Genomic DNA, 22,253 nt, shown 5'->3' on the forward strand with positions numbered 1-22,253 from the left:
AGTCTGCGGACATCTGCAACGCCGCCAACAGCAATTCGAACAAGAGCCGGCCATGACTGATCTGTCCCCACTCCCGGGTCCCGCAAGCGTTGCCGTCGTGGCATTGGACGGGCGTTTTTTTCGCCCGCCGCTGCCCGATGGCTACGTCTTGCGACCACGCCTTTGCGAGCGCCTGCAAGCCGGGCTCGGTGGGCGCCTGTTGCTGGTCAGCGCCCCCGCCGGGTTTGGCAAGAGCTCGCTGGCGGTGGAATTCTGCCAAAGTCTGCCGGCGCACTGGCAGAGCCTCTGGCTGGGGTTGAGCCCGCGCGACAGCGACCCCGGGCGGTTTCTCGAACGTCTGCTCGAAGGCTTGCAAGACTACTTTCCGCAACTGGGCAGCCGCGCACTGGGCCTGCTGAAAATGCGGCAGCGCCACCAGCCGTTTGCCTTCGAAGAATGGCTCGACGGTTTGCTCGATGAGCTGACGCTGCACCTCGATCCGGCCAAGCCGCTGTTGCTGGTTCTCGACGATTACCATCTCGCCCAAGGGCCAGTGCTCGACCGTTGCCTGCAATTTTTCCTCAATCATTTGCCCGATGGCTTGCTGGTCATGGTCACCAGTCGGCAGCGTCCGGACTGGCATCTGGCGCGCCTGCGGCTGTCGCGGCAGTTGCTGGAGTTGCACGAGGCGGATCTGCGCCTGACCCACGACGAAGCCCTGACCCTGCTTGATCGCCACAGCACATCACTGCGTGGCGAAGCCCTGGAAAACCTCATCCAGCGCAGCGAAGGCTGGGTCGCCGGGCTGCGCTTCTGGTTGCTTGCGGTGTCCGAGGCCGGCAGCGATGCTGCGTTACCGCAAGCGCTGAACGGCGGGGAAGGGCTGATCCGCGACTATCTGCTGGAAGAAGTCATCGATTGCCTGCCCGCCGAAGTCCAGGCGTTTCTCTACGACACTGCCCCGCAGGAGCGCTTTTGCAGCGAGTTGTGCGACGCCGTTCGCGAGGCCCACGACAGCGCCGAGATCCTGCGTTTCCTGCTTGCGCATCAGGTCTTTCTGGTGCCGCTGGATGAACATGGGCACTGGTATCGTTATCACCATCTGTTTTCTGATTTGTTGCGCAGTCGGCCGATTGCTCAAGCCATGGTGCCCACCGCGACCCTGCATTTGCGCGCCTGTCGCTGGTTCAACGCTCAAGGTTTGCTCGACGAAGCGGTGGAGCAGGCCTTGCGTGCCGGCCACCTCGACGTGGCAGCGAATCTGGTACAGAACCTCTCCGAGGAGCAACTGCTCGCCGAGCAGAACGTCGGCATGCTGCTGCGCTGGAAAATGGACTTGCCGGACAGCCTGCTGATCAGTACGCCGCGGCTGATCGTCCTCTACAGCTGGGCGCTGGGGCTGGCCTGTCAGCTCGATGCGGCCGAAGAACTCTCCAGCCACTTGAGCCGTTTCCTTCCGGCGCCGTCCGCCACGGCACAAAGGTCGATGCTGGCGCAATGGCTGGCGCTGAGCGGGATCATCGCTCGTGGTCGCGGCCATCGTGAATTGACCCTCAGGTATTGCAGCGAAGCCCTGGAGAGCCTTCCGGCCAAACGCTACGGTCAACGGCTGATGTGTTTGTCGACGCTGTCCAATCTGGCGATTGCCGACGGTGATCTCTGGCGCGCTCGTGGTCTGAACCGCGAATCCCTTGAGCTGGCGCAACGCGTTGGTAACCCGTTGTTCGAAGCGCTGGCGCATTACGACCGTGCCCGCGTCTTGCAGGCACGCGGCGAAATCCTCCGCGCGCTGGATGAAGTCCATCAAGGACTGGAACGCCTGCGCGGATTGTCCCCACAACGGTTATACGCGGTGCGCGCACGGCTGACGTTGTATGAAGGTTTTCTGCTGGCGATGCGCTTGCAGCCGCAAGCCGCCCGCGTGCGTCTGCTGGCCGGGATCGGCGAAGCGCGGGCCTGCCGCGATATCAGCGTGTTGATCGGACACTGCGTGATTGCTCGCCTGGACGGCGCCACCGGCGAATTCGCCAAAGCCTTCGCCGAACTCGCCGAAGCCGAACGGCTGATGCACATCTGGGACGTGCCGCCGATCTACTATCTGGCGATGATCACCCTGGTCAAATGCGAGCTGTGGCTGGCGCAGGGCCGCACCGATCTGGCCGAGGCCTGGCTGGCGCGTCTGGGCCAGACTTACACCGGCGAACGCGCCGCCGCACCACCTGAATTTCATCCACAGCTGCCGCTGCACGTTGAGTTGCAACAGGCATTGCTCGATATGATCCAGGGGCAACCGATGCTCGCCGAAGGGCGGCTGAACGTGCTGCATGAGAACGGTCAGCAAACCGGGCGACAGTTGCTCAGTGTGATGGCGTTGACCCAAAAGGTTGCGTTGCTGCTGGCAGGTGGGCGCGAGCCGGAAGCGCGCAAGGCGTTGGGCCAGGCGCTGGAAGCCGCGGCTGGGGGTGTGCTGCAACCGTTCGATGCTTTGGTGAAAAGACATGCCGACTGGTTACGCGGACATTTACAGGCTTCACCAGCGCTGGCGGGGCAGCAGTTGCTCGAATATTTTCCACCTGCCACACCCCGTCCAGCCGCCGAGTCAGCGACCACCGAACAACTCAGCAGTCGGGAGCTGGCAGTGTTACGTCTGATCGCGCAGGGTTGTTCGAATCAGGAAATCAGCGAGCAGTTGTTCATTTCGCTGCATACCGTGAAAACCCACGCTAGCCATATCAACAGTAAATTGGGGGTTGAGCGGCGGACGCAAGCAGTGGCGCGGGCCAAAGAATTGGGGTTAATGGTCTAGCGGCGGTAAAATCCGGAATCTTCCGTTTTCGACGTTGTTGAACAATGCTCAGGATTCCCCATGACCGTTCCAGGCCCAGCACTTATCCGCGAAACCTTCCCCGTCGGCCCGCTACAGTGCAACTGCACCATCATCGGTGACCCGATCACCAAAAAGGCCATCGTCGTTGACCCGGGCGGCAATCCGGACCTGATTATGGCGCGCCTCGACGCGCTGGGTCTGAAAGTGGTCAGCATCATCCACACCCACGCGCATCTCGATCATTTTCTCGCCTCTGGCCAGATGAAAGAGAAAACCGGCGCGACCCTGCATTTGCACAAGGATGACCAGTTTTTGTGGGACAACCTTGAGATGCAGTGCCAGATGTTCGGTGTGCCCTATACCCCGGTGCCGTCGCCGGATCGCTGGCTCAGCGATGACGAAGAACTGGCCTGTGGTTGCGGCGTGGCGCTGCATACGCCGGGTCATACGCCAGGTTCCATGAGCTTTTGGTTTTCCGAGGCTAAGCTGTTGATTGCCGGCGACACGCTGTTTCGTCGCGGCGTAGGGCGCACGGATTTGTGGGGCGGCGATCAGGCGACCATCGTGCGTTCGATCAAGCAGCGGCTGTACACCCTGGACGAAGACGCAATCGTCGTTGCCGGGCATGGTCCGGACACGCGTCTGGGCGATGAGATGCGCGAAAACCCGTTTGTGCGGGCCTAAATATTTTGTCACGAGTGTGCGGCGGAATTTTTGTGCATTGTCATGATCCAACGCCCGCAGAGGTCCATTGCCAGACGGCCGCTGCATCACAGAATGCAAAAGTAGGAGCTCTCAATGTTCACCAAGCGTCGTTTGATTATTGTCGCTACTGCCGTGGCCTTGCTGTCCGGCTGCGCCTCGCCCAACCCGTATGACAATCAGGGCCAGGCCGACGGTGGCTCCCAAGGCATGAGCAAAACCGCCAAGTACGGTGGCCTGGGTGCGCTGGCTGGTGCCCTGGCGGGTGCTGCCATCGACCATAACAACCGTGGCAAGGGCGCCTTGATCGGTGCGGCCGTGGTGGGTGCTTCGGCAGCCGGTTACGGTTACTACGCTGACAAGCAGGAAGCCAAGCTGCGTGCGAGCATGGCCAACACCGGGGTTGAAGTGCAGCGTCAGGGCGATCAGATCAAGCTGATCATGCCGGGCAACATCACGTTCGCTACCGATTCGGCGAACATCGCTTCGAGCTTCTATCAGCCGCTGAACAATCTGGCCAACTCGCTGAAAGAGTTCAACCAGAACCAGATCGAAATCGTCGGCTACACCGACAGCACCGGCAGCCGCCAGCACAACATGGATTTGTCCCAGCGTCGTGCGCAGAGCGTGGCAACCTACCTGACCTCGCAAGGCGTCAGCGGTGCCAATCTGTCGGCCCGTGGTGCCGGTCCGGATAATCCGATTGCCAGCAACGGCGACGTCAATGGCCGTGCGCAGAACCGTCGGGTTGAAGTCAACCTGAAAGCGATTCCTGGCCAGCAGTATGGTGGCCAGCAGCAACAGCCGGGCACCGTTCAGCAGTATCCGTAAGCGATTGCCTGAATGAAGAAATGCCCGGTCCTGTGATCGGGCATTTTTTTGTCTGGCCTGTTATAGCCTCATCGCGGGCAAGCCCGCTCCCACAGGTATTGGTGGTGTACACAAAACCTGTGTTCCACACATCACCCTGTGGGAGCGGGCTTGCCCGCGATGAGGCCATCACTGGCGACACAAATCGGCGGATACAAAAAAGCCCCCGGACAACAACATTGTCCGGGGGCTTTTTCTTTGGTGCGAAGACTGATTACTTCTTCAAACCATAATGCTCATCGAGCATGCCCGGCGAGTTCGGGGCTTTCGGTGCGTAATCACGCGGTGGTTCCTGATCGCGCGGTGGCGTCAGGCGTTCGCGTGGTGCCTGCGCCGCGTCGGCGTGCAAGGCAGCGATCAGGCGTTGGCGGGTTTGCTCGTCCAGGGCCAGACGATTGGCGCCCTCGGCGAGGTGATCCTGCACTTCCTGATAGCTCTGGGTCAGTTTCTTGACCAGCATCGCGGTGCTGTTGAAGTGGGTGACCACCTCGTTTTGATAACTGTCGAAACGCTCCTGGATATCATCCAGTTGACGCTGCGTACGGCTCGGCGCGGCGTTTGGTGCAACGCGCGCGATCAGGAATCCAATGGCGACACCCACAACCAGGGCAAGAGTCGGTAACAACCAAACTAAGAGCGAGTGTTCCACGAGTCCTTCCTCTATAAACGGCTTTGCTTTACGTTAACGGCTCGAACCTGCGCTGTATACCGCGATTCACTCGCAATAGATTGGCACAGACAATTTGCTAGACGAGTCGACCCGATTCGAGGTCACGGAGTTCCTTCCTTGCTGATGCGTGAAACCCCTGTAGTGATTGACGGCCCGGTGGGTCAACTTGAGTCCCTGTACCTGGATAACGAGCAGCCGCGAGGCATTGCGCTGATCTGCCATCCGAACCCGGTGCAGGGCGGCACCATGCTCAACAAGGTCGTCTCGACCCTGCAGCGCACCGCGCGCGACGCGGGTCTGATCACCTTGCGCTTCAACTATCGCGGCGTCGGCGCCAGCGAAGGGACGCACGACATGGGCACCGGCGAAGTCGATGACGCCCAGGCTGCCGCCGCATGGCTGCGGGAAAAACACCCGGATCTGCCGCTGACCCTGTTCGGTTTTTCCTTCGGCGGATTTGTTGCAGCAAGTCTCGGCGGGCGCCTCGAAGCACAAGGCGTGCCGCTCAAGCACCTGTTCATGGTTGCCCCGGCGGTGATGCGTCTTGGCGAACAGGATCAACTGCCACAACACGGCGAAATCACCGTGATCCAGCCAGAAACCGACGAAGTCATCGATCCGCAACTGGTTTACGACTGGTCGGAACAACTCCTGCGCCCCCATGAGCTGCTGAAAGTGGCAGAATGCGGACACTTTTTTCATGGCAAGCTGACCGATCTCAAGGATCTGATCCTGCCGCGTCTTTCGAATTGATTGCAGTCTGACAAGCGATTACCCATGACGAACCGTACCCGCATCCTCACCGGCATCACCACCACCGGCACGCCGCACCTGGGCAACTACGCCGGCGCCATCCGCCCGGCGATTCTCGCCAGCCGCGACAGCAATGCCGATTCGTTCTACTTCCTGGCCGACTACCACGCCCTGATCAAATGCGATGACCCGCTGCGCATTCAGCGCTCGCGTCTGGAAATCGCCGCGACCTGGCTGGCCGGTGGCCTCGACGTTGATCGCGTGACCTTCTACCGTCAGTCCGACATTCCGGAAATCCCTGAACTGACCTGGCTGCTGACCTGCGTCGCCGCCAAGGGCCTGCTCAACCGCGCCCACGCCTACAAGGCTTCGGTGGACAAGAATGTCGAGACCGGCGAAGACCCGGATGCCGGCATCACCATGGGCCTCTACAGCTATCCGGTGCTGATGGCGGCGGACATTCTGATGTTCAACGCGCACAAGGTGCCGGTCGGTCGCGACCAGATCCAGCACGTGGAAATGGCCCGGGATATCGGCCAGCGCTTCAACCACTTGTTCGGTCAGGGCAAAGAATTTTTCACCATGCCCGAAGCGCTGATCGAAGAAAGCGTGGCGACATTGCCGGGCCTCGACGGTCGCAAGATGTCGAAGAGCTACGACAACACCATCCCGTTGTTCTCCAGCGCCAAAGAAATGAAGGACGCGATTTCGCGGATCGTCACCGACTCCAAAGCTCCAGGCGAAGCCAAGGATCCGGACAACTCGCACCTGTTCACTCTGTTCCAGGCCTTCGCCACGCCGGCGCAATCCGACGAATTCCGCAGCGAACTGTTGGGCGGTCTGGGTTGGGGCGAGGCGAAGAACCGTCTGTTCCAGTTGCTCGACAACCAACTCGGCGAGGCTCGCGACAAGTATCACCAGTTGATCGAGCGTCCGGCTGATCTGGAAGACATCCTGCAGATCGGCGCGAAAAAGGCCCGTGCCGTGGCGACGCCGTTCCTCAACGAACTGCGCGAAGCCGTTGGCCTGCGCTCCTTCGTCAATCAGGTGCAGGTCGCCGCGACCACCAAGAAGAAAGCCGCGAAAGCCGCACGCTTCGTCAGTTTCCGTGAAGACGACGGCAGCTTCCGTTTCCGTCTGCTGGCGGCCGATGGCGAGCAACTGCTGCTGTCGCGCAACTTCGCCGACGGCAAAACCGCCGGCCAGGTGACCAAGCAACTGCAATCCGGCCAGCCTTTGGACGTGCGCAGCGAAGACCTGAGCTTCAGCGTGTGGCTGGAAGGCGAGTGCGTCGGCGACAGCCCGGCGTTCGCCGATGTTGCTGCGCGGGATGCGGCCGTCGAGGCCTTGCGGATCGCTCTGACACCGGTTCAGGAATAATCAACGGGCCGGCCCGACCAAGGGCTGATTGCCATTCCCACGGGCCGTCGCTACAGTGACGGCCCGTTTTTGTTGCCTTGCTAACGAATTATGACGCCCCTAGAACGATACCAAGCTGATCTGAAACGCCCGGACTTCTTCCATGATGCCGCGCAGGAAACTGCTGTGCGTCATTTGCAGCGCCTGTACGAGGATCTGATCGCCGCCGATCAGAACAAGCCGGGCCTGCTGAGCAAACTGTTTGGCAAAAAGGATCAGACCCCGGTCAAGGGCCTGTATTTCTGGGGCGGCGTGGGTCGCGGCAAAACTTACCTGGTCGACACCTTCTTCGAAGCGCTGCCGTTCAAGGAAAAGACCCGCACCCACTTCCACCGCTTCATGAAGCGTGTGCACGAAGAGATGAAAACCCTCGGCGGCGAGAAAAACCCGCTGACCATCATCGCCAAGCGTTTTGCGACTGAGTCGCGGGTCATCTGCTTCGATGAGTTCTTCGTTTCCGACATCACCGACGCGATGATCCTCGGCACGCTGATGGAAGAGCTGTTCAAAAACGGCGTGACCCTGGTCGCGACCTCGAACATCGTTCCGGATGGTCTGTACAAGGATGGCCTGCAGCGTGCGCGCTTCCTGCCAGCCATCGCGCTGATCAAGCAGAACACCGATATCGTCAACGTCGACAGCGGCGTCGACTACCGTCTGCGTCACCTCGAACAAGCGGAACTGTTCCACTATCCGCTCGACGAAGCCGCGCACGAAAGTCTGCGCAAGAGCTTCAAGGCGCTGACACCGGAATGCACTGCGGCCGTGGAAAACGATGTGTTGATCATCGAAAACCGCGAAATCCGTGCCCTGCGTACCTGCGATGACGTGGCCTGGTTCGACTTCCGCGAACTGTGCGACGGCCCGCGCAGCCAGAACGATTACATCGAACTGGGAAAAATCTTCCACGCCGTGCTGCTCAGCGGTGTCGAGCAGATGAGCGTCACCACCGACGACATCGCCCGACGCTTCATCAACATGGTCGACGAGTTCTACGACCGTAACGTCAAGCTGATCATTTCTGCTGAAGTCGAGCTGAAGGATCTGTACACCGGTGGACGTTTGAACTTCGAGTTCCAGCGCACGCTGAGCCGTCTGCTGGAGATGCAATCGCACGAATTCCTGTCGCGGGCGCACAAGCCTTAAGCGGATTCGCCAAAAAAAGGGCCTGCAATTGCAGGCCTTTTTTATGCGCTGAAGAACAGCTCGAATGCACCGCAATCCCTGTGGGAGCCGGCTTGCCAGCGATGGCGTCGTGTCAGGTGATATTTATGTCTCTGACAAACCGCTATCGCTGGCAAGCCAGCTCCCACAGGTTTTGTATTTGCTTCGGGGGGTTAAGCAGCCTGCTGAAACTGCTGCCGATACTGGTTCGGCGACAGTTCGGTGTGCTGGCGGAACAATCGCGCAAAGAAGCTCGCATCGTCGTAACCGACTTCATAGCTGATGGTCTTGATGCTCTTGCGACTGCCGGACAGCAAGCCTTTGGCCGTCTCGATGCGCAGACGTTGCAGGTAGTGCAGCGGCTTGTCGCCCGTCGCGGTCTGGAAGCGGCGCATGAAATTGCGGATGCTCATGCCGTGCTCGCGGGCCACGTCTTCGAAGCGGAACTTGTCGGCGAAGTGCTCTTCGAGCCAGTGCTGAATCTGAAGGATGATCACGTCCTGATGCAGCTTCTGGCCGCCGAAACCGATACGTCCCGGTGAATAGCTGCGCTGCACTTCATAGAGGATGTCGCGGGCCACGGCTTGCGCCACGTTGGCCCCGCAGAAACGTTCGATCAGGTAGATGTAGAGGTCACACGCCGAAGTAGTGCCGCCGGCGCAATACAGGTTGTCGGCGTCCGTCAGGTGTTTGTCCTGATTGAGGTAAACCTTCGGGAAGCGCTCGGCGAAGGCATTGAAGAAGCGCCAGTAGGTGGTCGCTTCCTTGCCGTTGAGCAGCCCGGCCTCGGCCAGCCAGAACACCCCGGTGGCCTCGCCGCACAGCACCGCGCCGCGCGCATGCTGCTCGCGCAACCATGGCAGGACTTGTGGATAACGGCTGCATAGCGTGTCGAAATCGTCCCAGAACGCTGGAAGGATAATCACGTCGGCGTTTTCCAGGCCGCCGTCCACCGGCATCACGACGTCACTGAAACTGTTCACCGGTTTGCCGTCAGGGCTGACGAGGCGGGTTTCGAACGCCGGTGTCAGGCCGTGGCCCAGTTGTTTGCCGTAACGCAGGCTGGCCAGATGGAAGAAATCCTTGGCTTGCATGAGAGTGGAGGCGAAAACCCGGTCGATAGCCAGGATGCTGACGCGCCGCAAGGGCGTGGAGACTTGCTTAGACATAATTCAACTTTTGTTTTGTTTTTATAAGGGAAAGTGGTCACCAGACGGCTGGATCGTCTTATTTTTTGTCGGATGTGTCCAGTGTCCTGTATCGGAGGCGAGGCTTAGTCTCTGAAGGTCATAACCCTCCAACAAGAAAGAAAGGTGCCGCATGATCCCCAGAACCTTGTTCAGCTCCGAGCACGAATTGTTCCGCGACAGCGTACGAACCTTCCTCGAAAAAGAGGCCGTGCCGTTCCATGCTCAGTGGGAAAAACAAGGCCATATCGACCGCAAGCTGTGGAACAAGGCAGGGGAGGCGGGGATGCTCTGCTCGCATCTGCCGGAAGAATACGGCGGGCTGGGGGCGGATTTTCTTTACAGCGCGGTGGTGATCGAGGAGGTCGGTCGATTGGGCCTGACCGGGATCGGTTTCTCGCTTCATTCGGACATCGTTGCACCGTACATCCTGCATTACGGCAGTGAAACGCTGAAGCACAAATACCTGCCGAAACTGGTCTCGGGCGAAATGGTCACGGCCATTGCCATGACCGAGCCGGGTGCCGGCTCCGACCTGCAGGGCGTGAAGACCACCGCCGTGCTGGACGGCGATGAATATGTGATCAACGGTTCGAAAACCTTCATCACCAACGGCTTTCTCGCCGATCTGGTCATCGTCGTCGCCAAGACCGATCCGAAGGCCGGCGCCAAGGGCACCAGCCTGTTTCTGGTCGAGGCGAATACGCCGGGCTTCGAGAAGGGCAAGCGCTTGGAGAAGGTCGGTATGAAGGCCCAGGACACGTCGGAATTGTTCTTCCAGGATGTGCGCGTACCGAAAGAAAACCTGCTGGGGCAGGCCGGGGCGGGGTTTGCCTATTTGATGCAGGAGTTGCCGCAGGAACGTTTGACCGTGGCGATCGGCGGTCTGGCCTCAGCCGAGGCTGCGCTGAAGTGGACGCTGGATTACACCCGTGATCGCAAGGCGTTCGGCAAGGCGATTGCCGATTTCCAGAACACGCGCTTCAAGCTGGCGGAGATGGCAACTGAAATCCAGATCGGTCGAGTGTTCGTCGATAAATGTCTGGAACTGCACCTGCAAGGCAAGCTCGACGTGCCGACGGCGGCGATGGCGAAATACTGGGGCACCGACCTGCAATGCAAGGTGCTCGACGAGTGCGTGCAGTTGCACGGCGGTTACGGCTTCATGTGGGAATACCCGGTAGCCCGGGCGTGGGCGGATGCGCGGGTGCAGCGGATTTATGCCGGCACCAATGAAATCATGAAGGAGATTATTGCGCGGTCGCTGTAATGCAGCGTGATCGTTCCCACGCTCTGCGTGGGAATGCCGCCATGGACGTTCTGCGTCCGCTTTGGGAGTGACGCGGAGCGTCATGGTATGCGTTCCCACGCAGAGCGTGGGAACGATCATCTTCCTGGATTACGGCGCCGGATTCGGATGATCCTTGTGAATCGCCTCGATCCCCGCCAGCACTTCATCGGAAAGCTTGAGGTCAAAACTGGCAATGTTGCTGTCCAGTTGCTCAAGCGTCGTCGCGCCAATGATGTTGCTGGTGACGAACGGTTGCTGAGTGACGAACGCCAACGCCATTTGCGCCGGATCCAGACCGTGCTCTCGGGCCAGCGCGACATAACGGCTGCACGCTGCTTCCGATTGCGCATTGAAATAGCGGCTGAAGCGGCTGTAGAGGCTCAGGCGGCCTTTTGGCGGACGCGCACCACCTTCGTACTTGCCCGACAGGAAGCCGAACGCCAGCGGCGAATAAGCGAGCAATCCGCACTGTTCGCGAATGGCGATTTCCGCCAGGCCTACTTCAAAGCTGCGGTTTAGCAGGTTGTACGGGTTCTGGATCGACACCGCACGCGGCCAGCCACGAGCTTCGGCCAAGGCGAGAAAACGCATGGTGCCCCATGGTGTTTCGTTGGACAGGCCGATGTGGCGGATCTTGCCGGCCTTAACCTGCTCGTCGAGTGCTTCGAGGGTGTCTTCGAGCGGGGTGAGGTTGGCTTCGATCTTGTGTTTGTAGCCCAACTGCCCGAAAAAGTTGGTGCTGCGCTCAGGCCAGTGCAATTGGTACAGGTCGATGTAGTCGGTCTGCAGGCGCTTGAGGCTGGCATCCACCGCTGCGGTGATGTGCTGGCGGTTGTGGCGCAGGTTTTTGTCGCGAATGTAGTCGATGGTGTTGCCGGGACCGGCAATCTTGCTGGCGAGGATCCAGTCGGCGCGGTCGCCACGACTTTTGAAGTAATTGCCGATGTAGCGCTCGGTCGTGGCGTAGGTTTCGGCTTTTGGCGGCACCGGATACATTTCGGCGGTGTCGATGAAATTGATCCCGGCCTCTTTGGCCCGTTCGATCTGCGCGAAGGCTTCAGCTTCAGTGTTTTGCTCGCCCCAAGTCATGGTGCCGAGGCAGATTGCACTCACGTTCAGGTCGGTACGGCCTAGCTGGCGATAGTCCATCGGGTGCTCCTTGGGCAAAACAATCATAAAAGCAGGTTGAAATATTTTTCGCAATCTGCATAATTGCCGACCTCTTTCTGCAGTGGAAGTGATGCGCCGCCGCCGAAGAATCTTGCCGTTGAACGGACGCGCCGACCCGAGCCCCCGAAAGCGTCTGTATCCGGCTGCCTTTGACTTGTCAAAGTACGCACTATTCAGTAAGATCCGCCGTCTAATTTACAGGGCGGCCCCTGAGGCTATAAAGAATGAAAACTTTTACTGCTAAACCGGAAACAGTAAAGCGCGACTGGTTTGTCGTCGACGCTGCTGGTCAGACCCTGGGTCGTCTGGCCACCGAAATCGCGAGCCGTCTGCGTGGCAAGCACAAGCCTGAGTACACTCCTCACGTTGACACCGGCGACTACATCGTCGTAATCAACGCTGAGCAGATCCGTGTTACCGGTGCTAAAACCACTGACAAAATGTACTACTCCCACTCCGGTTTCCCGGGCGGCATCAAGTCGATCAACTTTGAAAAGCTGATCGCCAAAGCCCCTGAGCGCGTGATCGAGACCGCGGTTAAAGGCATGCTGCCTAAAAACCCACTGGGTCGCGACATGTACCGTAAGCTGAAAGTCTATGCGGGCGCTGCACACCCACATACTGCTCAGCAGCCCCAAGAACTGAAGTTTTAACGGAATAGTACATTATGTCGGCGACTCAAAATTACGGCACTGGCCGTCGCAAGACCGCAACCGCACGCGTTTTCCTGCGTCCAGGTACTGGTAACATCTCCATCAACAACCGTTCGCTGGATAACTTCTTCGGCCGCGAAACTGCCCGCATGGTAGTTCGTCAGCCGCTGGAGCTGACCGAGACTGTCGAGAAGTTCGACATCTACGTCACCGTGATCGGCGGTGGTGTAAGTGGTCAAGCTGGCGCAATCCGCCACGGCATCACTCGCGCTCTGATGGACTACGACGAAACCCTGCGTGGCGCTCTGCGCAAAGCTGGCTTCGTTACTCGCGACGCCCGTGAAGTTGAACGTAAGAAAGTTGGTCTGCGTAAAGCGCGTAAGCGTCCGCAGTACTCGAAGCGTTAATTTCGCTTCCACGTTCAAAAAGAACGCCCGATTCCTCACGGAACCGGGCGTTTTTTTATGCCTGCGATTTATCAAAAGAATTGCGCTGTGACAACTTGCCACATTCGTAGACCCCCTATACTGCAAGGCTTGAGGGTGAGAGCTCCGGGTAATTCCCTTGTCAGAATTGGGGCTTTTCATTACCATCTCGGCAAAATTTTTATAAGTAACATTGATTTATTTAGTAGATGCCTGATTTAACAGGCCACAAAGCTGATGGGAGAGGACTGAATGAGCAATGACGGCGTGAATGCAGGCCGGCGTCGCTTCTTGGTAGCAGCCACATCCGTGGTGGGTGCTGCAGGAGCGGTGGGGGCTGCGGTCCCGTTCGTGGGGTCATGGTTTCCCAGTGCCAAGGCGAAAGCCGCCGGTGCACCGGTGAAAGTGAATGTCAGCAAAATCGAGCCAGGGCAGCAGATGATTGCTGAGTGGCGCGGCCAGCCGGTGTTCATTGTTCGTCGTACTGCGGAAATCCTGGGGAATCTCAAGAAGATCGAGGGCCAGCTCTCCGATCCAACCTCCAAAAACTCCACGCAACCTACCTATGTCGACCCTGAAGTGCGATCGATCAAGCCGGAAATTCTCCTGCTGATCGGGATCTGCACGCACCTGGGTTGCTCACCGACCTTCCGTCCCGAAGTGGCACCTGCGGATCTGGGTAAAGACTGGGTGGGCGGTTATTTCTGCCCGTGCCACGGTTCCCACTACGATCTGGCTGGCCGCGTCTACAAGTCGCAACCTGCGCCTTTGAACCTGCCAGTTCCCCCGCATTCCTATGAGACCGATGACCTGATTGTCATTGGCGTCGATACGGAGAAAGCGTGATGAGCAAGTTCATGGATTGGGTTGATGCGCGCTTCCCTGCGACCAAGATGTGGGAAGACCATCTCAGCAAGTATTACGCTCCAAAAAACTTCAACTTCTTCTATTTCTTCGGCTCGCTGGCGCTGCTGGTGCTGGTCAACCAGATTGTCACCGGTGTCTGGTTGACGATGAGCTACACGCCATCGGCAGAAGAAGCGTTCGCTTCCGTTGAATACATCATGCGCGACGTCGAGTACGGCTCGATCCTGCGTCTCTTGCACTCGACCGGCGCCTCGGCGTTCTTCATCGTGGTTTATCTGCACATGTTCCGTGGCTTGCTCTACGGTTCGTACCAGAAGCCGCGTGAACTGGTCTGGGTGTTCGGCATGCTGATCTACCTGGCGCTGATGGCTGAAGCCTTCATGGGTTATCTGTTGCCTTGGGGGCAGATGTCCTACTGGGGTGCCCAGGTGATCATCTCGCTGTTTGGTGCGATTCCGGTCATCGGTAACGACCTGACTCAGTGGATTCGCGGTGACTACCTGATCTCCGGGATCACCCTGAACCGCTTCTTCGCCTTGCACGTTGTCGCTCTGCCGATCGTGATTCTCGGTCTGGTGGTGCTGCACATCCTGGCGCTGCACGAAGTCGGCTCGAACAACCCGGATGGCGTCGATATCAAGAAACACAAAGACGAAAACGGCATCCCGCTGGACGGCATTGCGTTCCACCCGTACTACACCGTGAAAGACATTGTCGGTGTCGTAGTGTTCCTGTTCATCTTCTGCTTTATCGTGTTCTTCTTCCCGGAAATGGGCGGCTACTTCCTCGAAAAACCAAACTTCGAGCAGGCTAACCCATTCAAGACGCCAGAGCACATTGCGCCGGTTTGGTACTTCACGCCGTTCTACGCGATCCTGCGGGCAATCCCGGACAAGCTCATGGGTGTTATCGCCATGGGTGCGGCAATCGCAGTGCTATTTGTCTTGCCTTGGCTCGACCGCAGTCCGGTCAAGTCGATGCGCTACAAAGGCTGGATGAGCAAAATCTGGCTGGTGGTGTTCTGCATTTCGTTCGTGATTCTCGGCATTCTGGGCGTTCTCGCTCCGACACCTGAGCGCACGCTGGTATCGCAGATCTGCACGTTCCTGTACTTCGCCTACTTCATTCTGATGCCGTTCTACACCAGGCTCGAGAAGACCAAAAAGGTTCCGGAAAGGGTGACTGGCTGATGAAAAAGTTATTTTTTGCTCTGATTTTTGCTGCTCTGCCAGTGCTGTCCTTCGCCGCTGAACATGGTGGTCCGGAGCTGGAAAAAGTCGACATCGACGTTTCCGACAAGGCTGCGCTGCAGGATGGCGCGCGTACCTTTGCCAACTATTGCATGGGTTGCCACAGTGCCAAGTTCCAGCGTTACGAGCGAGTTGCCGATGATCTCGGCGTACCTCATGAGCTGATGCTGGAGAAGCTGGTGTTCACCGGTGCCAAGATCGGTGATCACATGAGCATCGGCATGCAGCCGGCCGACGCCAAGACCTGGTTCGGCGCTGCGCCACCGGATCTGACGCTGGTCGCTCGTGTGCGTGGCACTGACTGGCTCTACGGTTACCTGAAGTCGTTCTACGAAGATCCGGCACGTCCATGGGGCGTGAACAACAAGGTTTTCCCGAACGTCGGCATGCCCAACGTACTGGTCGGCCTGCAAGGTCGTCAGGTCGTGGGCTGCAAACAGGTGCAGATCGTCGAAGGTGGCAAGAAGCAATATGATCCGCTGACCGGTACGCCGCTGACTCATGAAGCGTGCGATCAGCTGACCATCGTGCCGAAGTCCGGTGCTCTGAACGAAGAGCAGTTCGATGAGAAGGTCAAGAATCTGGTAACCTTCCTGGCTTACTCGGCTAACCCGGTTAAGCTGCAACATCAGCGCATCGGTACTTACGTCTTGCTGTACCTGGCGTTCTTCTTTGTGTTCGCCTATCTGCTCAAGCGTGAATACTGGAAAGACGTGCACTGATACGCTTCAAAAGCATTGCTGTTAATCGCGCGCGCCCAAGGGCGTCTCCGATAGCGCAACGTCTGGCCAGCCAGGTGTTGCGGGAGGCGCCCTCTGGGCGCGCGCGTTTTTCCGGTTCCGATAATTTCAACAAGCGAGGAGGATCGCCATGGGCGTGACCAATCGGTTGGCCTGTTACTCCGACCCCGCCGACCACTATTCCCACCGAGTGCGCATTGTGCTCGCAGAGAAGGGTGTCAGCGCCGAGATCATTTATGTGGAAGCTGGTCGCCAGCCGCCTAAACTGATTGAGGTGAACCCTTACGGAAGCCTGCCCACGCTGGTCGATCGCGACCTGGCGTTGTGGGAGTCGACCGTGGTGATGGAATATCTGGATGAGCGTTACCCGCACCCGCCGTTGATGCCGGTTTATCCGGTGGCGCGTGCCAACAGTCGTCTGCTGATTCACCGCATTCAGCGTGACTGGTGTGGTCTGGTGGATCTGATTCTTGATCCCAAGTCCAAGGAGGCCGCGCGTGTCGTGGCGCGCAAGGAATTGCGTGAAAGCCTGACGGGCGTGTCGCCGCTGTTTGCCGACAAGCCGTTTTTCCTCAGTGAGGAACAAAGTCTGGTGGATTGCTGCCTATTGCCAATACTCTGGCGTTTGCCGATTCTGGGTATTGAACTGCCGCGGCCAGCCAAGCCGCTGCTTGATTATATGGAGCGCTCGTTTGCGCGTGAGGCTTTCCAGGCGAGTCTGTCTGGTGTCGAACGCGATATGCGCTAAGGCTTAAGGAGCCGCTATGAACTCCAGTCGACCTTATCTGGTCCGCGCGCTCTACGAGTGGATTGTGGATAACGATTGCACCCCGCACATGCTGGTCAATTCCGAGTACCCGGCCGTGCAGGTGCCGCAGGGTTTCGCCAGTGACGGGCAGATTGTCCTGAACATCTCACCCAGTGCCGTGCGTCATCTGCACATGGACAACGACGTGGTGACCTTCGAGGGTCGCTTCGGCGGCGTCCCGCACAGTCTGTACGTGCCGATCAGCGCCATCCTGGGTATCTATGCCCGGGAAAACGGTCAGGGCATGGTGTTCGATATCGAGTCGCCGATGGATGACGAAGATGATATCGAGCAGGACGATGACTTGCCGCCACCGGACAGCGAGCCGCCGCGCCCAAGCGGTCGGCCGAGTTTGAAAGTGGTGAAATAAAAAAAGGCGATCCGGATGGATCGCCTTTTTTATGATCTGCAGGGTGCGTATCAGTCGATGTACTCAAACAGTTTTACAATCTTCTGTACGCCGGAAACGCCCTGTACCAGGTTGGTCGCCTGCGCCGCTTCCTGTTTGGTCAGCAGGCCCAGCAGATAAACGATACCGTTCTCGGTCACGACCTTGATGCGCGAGCCGGGAATGCTGGCGTCGGTGAGCATCTGGGTCTTGATCTTGGTGGTTAGCCACGCGTCGTTCTGACGAGCCAGCAGGGAGGAGGGCTGCAGCACTTGCAGCTCGTTGTGGACCTTCTTCACACGCTGCACGTTGGCGGCAGCCTGTTCGGCTTTGGCTTTGAGGTCTTCGCGGGGCGTCTGACCGGCCAGCAGCACGACGCCGTTGAAGCTGGTGACGACGATGTGTGAGTCGTTGTCCAGGGCCGGGTCGGCCTTGGCCACGTTCACGCCCACTTTGGTTTCGATCAGCGAGTCGTCGATCTTGCTGCCGAAGGTGCGGGTGCCACGGTCGTCTTCAATCGGCGCTTCGCGGCTGGCATTCACCACCGAGGTGCAGCCGCTGATGCCGAGGCACAGGGTCAAGGCCAGAAGGCCAAGGCGATTAGGGGTCATTCTTCACTCCCGAACAGTTGGCTGTCGATCAGATCGCAGAGGCAATGGATCGCCAGCAAGTGGACTTCTTGAATACGTGCAGTGACGTTGGCCGGTACGCGAATCTCGACGTCCTCGGGCAACAGCAGCGACGCCATGCCGCCGCCATCGCGTCCGGTCAAAGCTACGACAATCATTTCGCGATCATGTGCGGCCTGGATCGCTTGAATAATGTTCGCCGAGTTACCGCTGGTCGAAATCGCCAGTAATACGTCGCCTGGCTGACCGAGTGCGCGGATCTGCTTGGAGAACACTTCGTTGTAGCTGTAGTCGTTGGCGATCGAGGTGATCGTCGACGTATCAGTGGTCAGGGCGATGGCCGGCAGGCTTGGACGCTCGCGCTCGAAGCGATTGAGCAGCTCCGAAGAAAAATGCTGGGCGTCGCCGGCAGAGCCGCCGTTGCCGCAGGAGAGCATTTTGCCTTCGTTGAGCAGGGCGTTGACCATGATCTGGCTGGCTTGCTCGATGTGCGGTGCAAGTACGTCCATCGCCTGTTGCTTGGTGTCGATACTGGCCTGGAAAAGCTGGCGAATTCGGGATTGCATGTCCATCTGTGTGACCTTAAGTAGCGCGGCTGTCCGGCACATGAATGTGCAGCCCGCAAAGCAAAGAGCAAAATTTGTCGGATGAAAAAGTCCGGGTTGGCTGCAGGTCAACTGTCGAAAGCATTCTGCAACCAGTTCAGCTGACTCGGATGGCTGTCGATGGCCACCACGTCGAAGCGGCAGGGGGAATTGGCCCAGCGCGACTCGCGCTGAAGAAAATATTGCGCAGCGAAAATCAGTTTCTGCTGCTTGCGCGCATCGATGCTAGCGAGCGCGCCACCCCATTGAGTGTTTTTTCTGTAGCGAACTTCAACGAATACTACTGTATCGCCATCAAGCATGACCAGATCAAGCTCGCCGCGTTTGCATAACCAGTTCTGCGCCAATAGGCGCAGACCTTGATCCTGCAGATGCTCGAGCGCCTGGCGCTCGGCATCTTTACCGCTTTGCGAGCGTGACCTGTCAGGCATCAGCGTGGCGTATCCGGCAGGCGTTGTACCTGACCGCTGACGAACTGCGCCCAAGGCAACTGACGCACAACGCGCTGGGTCTGGGTCATGCCGAGGCTGCCCGACTCACCATCGATGCGGCTGTCCGGCAAGGCTTTGAGTTGGCCCAGGCGTGGCGCCAGGCGGTAGGCGTCCACGCCCATCGCGTACAGACGACCGAGGCTGCCTGCCGCTTGCGGCCACTGTGCAACCACTTGCTGGCGCAGTGGATCGCTGGTTTCCAACAGCCATGGGGTTTCGCAGAAGCGAATGCCGTTCATGTCGTTGTATTGGTTGACGTCACCGCTGGCGCTGTACACGTGCGAGGTTGCATACACAGGAACGTCACCGGCGTACTGGAAGTTCAGGGTCGGCTTGATCTGCTGCGCTTGCTGCGGGGTTGCAGCGAGGAAGATGAACTCGATGTCCTGACGGCGCGAAGGCTGTGCGGCGACGTTGGTGCCGGCAGCATTTTGCAGGCTCTTGGCGCGGGCTTCACTCTGGCGCAGCTGGAACATGTCGGCGATCTGCTGGGCCAGTTGCACTGGCTGATCAACACGTTCGGTGGCAACGATGCTGCCACCATTCGCCTGCCAGTCCTGGCTGAACGCACGCAATACGCGGTCGCCCCATTCGCCTTTCGGCACCATGATTGCGGCGCGGTGCAGGCCATCGGCGCGAGCGCGACGGGACACTTCACGGGCTTCGTCTTCAGCCGCCAGACCAAACTGGAACAGTTGCGCCGGACCTTGATCGCCTTCGCTGTAGTTCAGCGCGAGGGTGGTGATCGGCAGTTGCGGACGGGTGCTCAGTTGTTTGACCAGTGGTTTTTCCAGCGGGCCGACGACCAGTTGCACGCCGTCAGCCTGAGCCTTGCGGTAGAACTCGTCCATCGAAGTCAGCTTGGAGCTGTCGTAGAACTCGATCGCTGGCGGCTTTTGCCCGGCCTGTTGAGCCTGGTAGTGCGCAGCCATGAAGCCTTCACGCAGAGCCTTGCCGACTGCGGCCAGTTGGCCGTCCTGCGGCAACAGCAGGGCGATCTTGCTCAGTGGCTGGCTGGCCAGTTCCTTGAGCTTGGTCAATGGCAGCGGCAGGTTGATGGCGGCCGGGTGCTTTGGATTCTGCGCACGCCAGGCGTCGATCGCTGCTTGCTGCTGTTCCAGGGTGCCGGCGGATTTCACTGCCATGGCCAGGCCCATCCAGCCGCCGAGATCGTCGGTGGTGTTCGGTTGCAGTTGGTCGGTTGGCAGCGAGCCAATCAGGGTCCAGATCGCTTCGTGGTTTTTGCTGGCGGCTTCGCCTTGCAGCATCGGTGCGATGAACACACGTTCACGAGCGGCAGCCAGTGTCTGGCCATCGGCTTCAAGGGCGCGGGCATGTACGGTGCCGGTGCGCACTTGTTGCTCTTCTGGCATCTCGCCCAGGTGTTGCAGGCTTGGATGGCTCAGTGCAGTCAGCGCGGCTTTCGGCTGATTGCGGGTCATGGCCAGCTCAGCATTCAAGGTGCTGGCGAAAATCTGCTGGCCTGGCTTCAGTTGCTCCATCGGCACTTGTTGCAGGATTTGCGCGGACTGTCCGGCATTGCCCTGGCGATAAGCCAGGTCCGCAGCGCTCAGGCGCAACAGGGCGGCTTTTTCCGGGGTTTTCGCCTGACTAGCCTGTTCGAGCAGTTGCTCGATGCTGGCATCCGGGGTCCGTGGAAGTTCGCCAAGGCTGGAGGAAGGGGAGCTGGCGCAAGCCGCCAACAAGGCAGCGAGGCAGAGGGCAGTGAACAGCCGCAGGCAAGCGATCATGTAAGTGTTCCTGATACTCGATCAAATTAGCGTCGAATTGTACCCAAGCACTGGCCGGGGCGCGATGTTACTGGTGTGAATCAGGCAATTTAGCTGGAGTAAATGTTGCGTCAGTGCACAACGACACGCAAAACCGAGCATGGGCGGTGCACGTCGCAAGCCTCGTGACGCGTTACAATGCCGCCTTTTACCGATCACGAGGTGTGCGCTTTGACTGCTCCAGGTCCTTTGAATTCCGCTGCTGGCTCGCTTTATGTGGTGGCGACGCCCATCGGCAACCTGGACGACATCAGCGCCCGGGCCCTGAAAATTCTCCGCGAAGTGTCGTTGATCGCTGCCGAAGACACGCGTCATTCGCAGCGACTGATGCAGCACTTCGGGATTTCCACGCCGTTGGCTGCCTGTCACGAACATAACGAACGAGATGAAGGTAGTCGCTTTATTACCCGCTTGCTGGCAGGTGACAACGTCGCGCTGATTTCGGATGCCGGTACGCCGCTGATTTCTGATCCGGGTTACCACCTGGTGCGTCAGGCCCGTGCTGCCGGGATCAATGTAGTGCCGGTTCCTGGCGCGTGTGCGTTGATCGCCGCGCTGTCGGCCGCAGGTCTGCCATCCGACCGTTTCATCTTCGAAGGTTTTCTCCCAGCCAAGTCGGTCGGCCGCAAGGCGCGCCTGGAAGCTGTCAAGGAAGAGCCGCGCACGTTGATCTTCTACGAAGCTCCGCACCGTATTCTTGAATGTCTGCAGGATATGGAGGCGGTGTTCGGTGGTGAGCGTCAGGCCTTGCTCGCCCGTGAAATAACCAAAACCTTCGAAACGCTTAAAGGTTTGCCGCTGGCTGAGCTGCGCGCGTTCGTTGAATCCGACAGCAATCAGCAGCGCGGCGAATGCGTCGTGCTGGTGGCCGGCTGGAGCGCGCCAGAGTCCGAAGATGCCGTCAGCAGCGAGGCGATGCGCATCCTCAATCTGTTGCTTGAGGAGATGCCGCTCAAGCGTGCCGCCGCGCTGGCAGCGCAGATTACCGGCGAGCGTAAAAACGTGCTGTATCAGGTCGCGCTCGACAAACAAAAAGACGTGTAAGCCGTCGCCCATAACGCTCTTGGGGCTTTTAGCGCTTGTTCTTCGGCCGCTCTGCCGTTAACCTTCGCGGCGGAGAGTCGATCGGACAGTCGCTGCCCTCTATGAAAATTAGGGGGGGGAGGAAAGTCCGGGCTCCATAGGGCGAAGTGCCAGGTAATGCCTGGGAGGCGTGAGCCTACGGAAAGTGCCACAGAAAATAACCGCCTAAGCGCGCAAGCGCCGGTAAGGGTGAAAAGGTGCGGTAAGAGCGCACCGCACGTCTGGCAACAGTTCGTGGCTAGGTAAACCCCACTTGGAGCAAGACCAAATAGGGTCCCAAGGCGTGGCCCGCGCTGGGACCGGGTAGGTTGCTAAAGATGTCCAGTGATGGCCATCGTAGACGAATGACTGTTCAAGACAGAACCCGGCTTACAGATCGACTCTCCACCTTTTTCTTTCCCTGCTTGAATCAATGGCATCAGGGCTGTGTATTATCAGCAGGCCTGCGCTGAAAGTTCGGCAGCGGCAAATGCAGTAATAGCCATTTCCCAC

22 protein-coding genes and 1 other RNA gene are annotated in these 22,253 nt (G+C 58.9%); 16 read left to right on the forward strand and 7 right to left on the reverse strand.

Features of this window, described 5'->3' with window-relative positions; translation table 11 throughout:
- Positions 1-52: 52 nt before the first annotated feature.
- The 3 genes from AC3WMT_RS26715 (at position 53) to AC3WMT_RS26725 (ending at position 4,339) form a co-directional block, all read left to right on the forward strand.
- Positions 53-2,785, forward strand: coding sequence for a winged helix-turn-helix domain-containing protein (locus AC3WMT_RS26715; protein WP_103306234.1), 2,733 nt, complete (start codon positions 53-55; stop codon positions 2,783-2,785).
- A gap of 60 nt (positions 2,786-2,845) precedes the next feature.
- Entirely contained in the window at positions 2,846-3,490 is a 645-nt protein-coding gene (locus AC3WMT_RS26720; protein ID WP_103306233.1) for an MBL fold metallo-hydrolase, read from the forward strand.
- Positions 3,491-3,604: 114 nt separating this feature from the next.
- The gene (locus AC3WMT_RS26725; RefSeq protein ID WP_103306232.1) at positions 3,605-4,339 is read left to right on the forward strand and encodes a YiaD family glycine zipper/OmpA-like lipoprotein; all 735 of its coding nucleotides are present in this window, start codon (positions 3,605-3,607) and stop codon (positions 4,337-4,339) included.
- A gap of 253 nt (positions 4,340-4,592) precedes the next feature.
- Here AC3WMT_RS26725 and AC3WMT_RS26730 read toward each other — a convergent pair whose 3' ends face one another.
- Positions 4,593-5,027 (reverse strand): Z-ring associated ZapG family protein, encoded by a 435-nt coding sequence (locus AC3WMT_RS26730; protein WP_007961596.1) that lies wholly within the window; start codon positions 5,025-5,027, stop codon positions 4,593-4,595.
- A 144-nt stretch (positions 5,028-5,171) separates the two neighbouring features.
- Between AC3WMT_RS26730 and AC3WMT_RS26735 the strand changes: the two genes are divergently transcribed.
- The 3 genes from AC3WMT_RS26735 (at position 5,172) to zapE (ending at position 8,366) form a co-directional block, all read left to right on the forward strand.
- Positions 5,172-5,801 carry an alpha/beta hydrolase gene (locus AC3WMT_RS26735; protein WP_103306250.1) on the forward strand — a complete coding sequence of 210 codons (630 nt, stop codon included), beginning with the start codon at positions 5,172-5,174 and terminating at the stop codon, positions 5,799-5,801.
- A 24-nt stretch (positions 5,802-5,825) separates the two neighbouring features.
- Complete coding sequence (locus AC3WMT_RS26740) at positions 5,826-7,181, forward strand: tryptophan--tRNA ligase (RefSeq protein ID WP_103306231.1); 1,356 nt, start codon at positions 5,826-5,828, stop codon at positions 7,179-7,181.
- Between the two features lie 90 nt (positions 7,182-7,271).
- Positions 7,272-8,366, forward strand: coding sequence for a cell division protein ZapE (gene zapE, locus AC3WMT_RS26745; protein ID WP_103306230.1), 1,095 nt, complete (start codon positions 7,272-7,274; stop codon positions 8,364-8,366).
- Between the two features lie 191 nt (positions 8,367-8,557).
- Here the strand turns inward: zapE and AC3WMT_RS26750 are convergent, their stop codons facing one another.
- Complete coding sequence (locus AC3WMT_RS26750) at positions 8,558-9,454, reverse strand: GlxA family transcriptional regulator (protein WP_169842445.1); 897 nt, start codon at positions 9,452-9,454, stop codon at positions 8,558-8,560.
- 250 nt (positions 9,455-9,704) lie between these two features.
- On the opposite strand from AC3WMT_RS26750, the gene AC3WMT_RS26755 reads away from it, so the two are divergent.
- Positions 9,705-10,841 carry an acyl-CoA dehydrogenase family protein gene (locus tag AC3WMT_RS26755; protein ID WP_103306228.1) on the forward strand — a complete coding sequence of 379 codons (1,137 nt, stop codon included), beginning with the start codon at positions 9,705-9,707 and terminating at the stop codon, positions 10,839-10,841.
- A 129-nt stretch (positions 10,842-10,970) separates the two neighbouring features.
- On the opposite strand, the gene AC3WMT_RS26760 is transcribed toward AC3WMT_RS26755, so the two are convergent.
- Positions 10,971-12,011 (reverse strand): NADP(H)-dependent aldo-keto reductase, encoded by a 1,041-nt coding sequence (locus AC3WMT_RS26760; protein WP_103306227.1) that lies wholly within the window; start codon positions 12,009-12,011, stop codon positions 10,971-10,973.
- Positions 12,012-12,256: 245 nt separating this feature from the next.
- Here AC3WMT_RS26760 and rplM point away from each other — a divergent pair, with 245 nt between their 5' ends.
- The 7 genes from rplM to AC3WMT_RS26795 all read left to right on the forward strand — a co-directional run bounded on the left by rplM (position 12,257) and on the right by AC3WMT_RS26795 (position 17,145).
- Positions 12,257-12,685, forward strand: coding sequence for a 50S ribosomal protein L13 (gene rplM, locus AC3WMT_RS26765; RefSeq protein ID WP_007917032.1), 429 nt, complete (start codon positions 12,257-12,259; stop codon positions 12,683-12,685).
- A gap of 14 nt (positions 12,686-12,699) precedes the next feature.
- Positions 12,700-13,092: a 30S ribosomal protein S9 gene (gene rpsI, locus AC3WMT_RS26770; RefSeq protein ID WP_003205364.1), complete on the forward strand. Its 393-nt coding sequence runs from the start codon at positions 12,700-12,702 to the stop codon at positions 13,090-13,092.
- 270 nt (positions 13,093-13,362) lie between these two features.
- Positions 13,363-13,956, forward strand: a complete 594-nt coding sequence (petA, locus tag AC3WMT_RS26775; protein ID WP_003228055.1) for a ubiquinol-cytochrome c reductase iron-sulfur subunit — start codon at positions 13,363-13,365, stop codon at positions 13,954-13,956.
- Positions 13,956-15,167 carry a cytochrome b gene (locus AC3WMT_RS26780; protein WP_103306226.1) on the forward strand — a complete coding sequence of 404 codons (1,212 nt, stop codon included), beginning with the start codon at positions 13,956-13,958 and terminating at the stop codon, positions 15,165-15,167. Before petA ends, AC3WMT_RS26780 begins: the two co-directional genes overlap by 1 nt.
- The gene (locus AC3WMT_RS26785; protein WP_103306225.1) at positions 15,167-15,949 is read left to right on the forward strand and encodes a cytochrome c1; all 783 of its coding nucleotides are present in this window, start codon (positions 15,167-15,169) and stop codon (positions 15,947-15,949) included. The genes AC3WMT_RS26780 and AC3WMT_RS26785 overlap by 1 nt, the downstream gene beginning before the upstream one ends.
- Positions 15,950-16,097: 148 nt before the next feature.
- On the forward strand, positions 16,098-16,715 hold the full coding sequence (locus AC3WMT_RS26790; RefSeq protein WP_007917025.1) for a glutathione S-transferase N-terminal domain-containing protein: 618 nt from the start codon (positions 16,098-16,100) through the stop codon (positions 16,713-16,715).
- Positions 16,716-16,731: 16 nt separating this feature from the next.
- Entirely contained in the window at positions 16,732-17,145 is a 414-nt protein-coding gene (locus AC3WMT_RS26795) for a ClpXP protease specificity-enhancing factor (RefSeq protein ID WP_103306224.1), read from the forward strand.
- Positions 17,146-17,195: 50 nt separating this feature from the next.
- Here the strand turns inward: AC3WMT_RS26795 and AC3WMT_RS26800 are convergent, their stop codons facing one another.
- The 4 genes from AC3WMT_RS26800 to AC3WMT_RS26815 all read right to left on the reverse strand — a co-directional run bounded on the left by AC3WMT_RS26800 (position 17,196) and on the right by AC3WMT_RS26815 (position 20,639).
- Positions 17,196-17,774, reverse strand: a complete 579-nt coding sequence (locus tag AC3WMT_RS26800) for a BON domain-containing protein (protein WP_103306223.1) — start codon at positions 17,772-17,774, stop codon at positions 17,196-17,198.
- Positions 17,771-18,364 carry a phosphoheptose isomerase gene (locus AC3WMT_RS26805; RefSeq protein ID WP_008082788.1) on the reverse strand — a complete coding sequence of 198 codons (594 nt, stop codon included), beginning with the start codon at positions 18,362-18,364 and terminating at the stop codon, positions 17,771-17,773. Before AC3WMT_RS26805 ends, AC3WMT_RS26800 begins: the two co-directional genes overlap by 4 nt.
- Before the next feature lie 101 nt (positions 18,365-18,465).
- Positions 18,466-18,828, reverse strand: coding sequence for a YraN family protein (locus AC3WMT_RS26810; RefSeq protein ID WP_103306222.1), 363 nt, complete (start codon positions 18,826-18,828; stop codon positions 18,466-18,468).
- Positions 18,828-20,639: a penicillin-binding protein activator gene (locus AC3WMT_RS26815; RefSeq protein WP_103306221.1), complete on the reverse strand. Its 1,812-nt coding sequence runs from the start codon at positions 20,637-20,639 to the stop codon at positions 18,828-18,830. Before AC3WMT_RS26815 ends, AC3WMT_RS26810 begins: the two co-directional genes overlap by 1 nt.
- A gap of 177 nt (positions 20,640-20,816) precedes the next feature.
- Between AC3WMT_RS26815 and rsmI the strand changes: the two genes are divergently transcribed.
- On the forward strand, positions 20,817-21,722 hold the full coding sequence (gene rsmI, locus AC3WMT_RS26820) for a 16S rRNA (cytidine(1402)-2'-O)-methyltransferase (RefSeq protein WP_103306220.1): 906 nt from the start codon (positions 20,817-20,819) through the stop codon (positions 21,720-21,722).
- 73 nt (positions 21,723-21,795) lie between these two features.
- An RNA gene (gene rnpB / locus AC3WMT_RS26825) (RNase P RNA component class A) lies at positions 21,796-22,149 on the forward strand.
- The last annotated feature ends 104 nt before the right edge of the window (positions 22,150-22,253 follow it).

This window comes from Pseudomonas sp. FW305-7 (assembly GCF_058786735.1).

Bases quoted from the DNA above. Each gene is read 5' to 3' on its own strand.
- AC3WMT_RS26790 (WP_007917025.1), top strand. From the start codon at position 16,098: ATGGGCGTGACCAATCGGTTGGCCTGTTACTCCGACCCCGCCGACCAC.
- AC3WMT_RS26755 (WP_103306228.1), top strand. From the start codon at position 9,705: ATGATCCCCAGAACCTTGTTCAGCTCCGAGCACGAATTGTTCCGCGAC.
- AC3WMT_RS26760 (WP_103306227.1), bottom strand. From the start codon at position 12,011: ATGGACTATCGCCAGCTAGGCCGTACCGACCTGAACGTGAGTGCAATC.
- AC3WMT_RS26735 (WP_103306250.1), top strand. From the start codon at position 5,172: ATGCGTGAAACCCCTGTAGTGATTGACGGCCCGGTGGGTCAACTTGAG.
- petA (WP_003228055.1), top strand. From the start codon at position 13,363: ATGAGCAATGACGGCGTGAATGCAGGCCGGCGTCGCTTCTTGGTAGCA.
- AC3WMT_RS26780 (WP_103306226.1), top strand. From the start codon at position 13,956: ATGAGCAAGTTCATGGATTGGGTTGATGCGCGCTTCCCTGCGACCAAG.
- AC3WMT_RS26740 (WP_103306231.1), top strand. From the start codon at position 5,826: ATGACGAACCGTACCCGCATCCTCACCGGCATCACCACCACCGGCACG.
- AC3WMT_RS26785 (WP_103306225.1), top strand. From the start codon at position 15,167: ATGAAAAAGTTATTTTTTGCTCTGATTTTTGCTGCTCTGCCAGTGCTG.
- rpsI (WP_003205364.1), top strand. From the start codon at position 12,700: ATGTCGGCGACTCAAAATTACGGCACTGGCCGTCGCAAGACCGCAACC.
- AC3WMT_RS26800 (WP_103306223.1), bottom strand. From the start codon at position 17,774: ATGACCCCTAATCGCCTTGGCCTTCTGGCCTTGACCCTGTGCCTCGGC.
- AC3WMT_RS26795 (WP_103306224.1), top strand. From the start codon at position 16,732: ATGAACTCCAGTCGACCTTATCTGGTCCGCGCGCTCTACGAGTGGATT.
- zapE (WP_103306230.1), top strand. From the start codon at position 7,272: ATGACGCCCCTAGAACGATACCAAGCTGATCTGAAACGCCCGGACTTC.
- AC3WMT_RS26810 (WP_103306222.1), bottom strand. From the start codon at position 18,828: ATGCCTGACAGGTCACGCTCGCAAAGCGGTAAAGATGCCGAGCGCCAG.
- rsmI (WP_103306220.1), top strand. From the start codon at position 20,817: ATGCCGCCTTTTACCGATCACGAGGTGTGCGCTTTGACTGCTCCAGGT.
- AC3WMT_RS26725 (WP_103306232.1), top strand. From the start codon at position 3,605: ATGTTCACCAAGCGTCGTTTGATTATTGTCGCTACTGCCGTGGCCTTG.
- AC3WMT_RS26805 (WP_008082788.1), bottom strand. From the start codon at position 18,364: ATGGACATGCAATCCCGAATTCGCCAGCTTTTCCAGGCCAGTATCGAC.
- AC3WMT_RS26715 (WP_103306234.1), top strand. From the start codon at position 53: ATGACTGATCTGTCCCCACTCCCGGGTCCCGCAAGCGTTGCCGTCGTG.
- AC3WMT_RS26720 (WP_103306233.1), top strand. From the start codon at position 2,846: ATGACCGTTCCAGGCCCAGCACTTATCCGCGAAACCTTCCCCGTCGGC.
- AC3WMT_RS26815 (WP_103306221.1), bottom strand. From the start codon at position 20,639: ATGATCGCTTGCCTGCGGCTGTTCACTGCCCTCTGCCTCGCTGCCTTG.
- rplM (WP_007917032.1), top strand. From the start codon at position 12,257: ATGAAAACTTTTACTGCTAAACCGGAAACAGTAAAGCGCGACTGGTTT.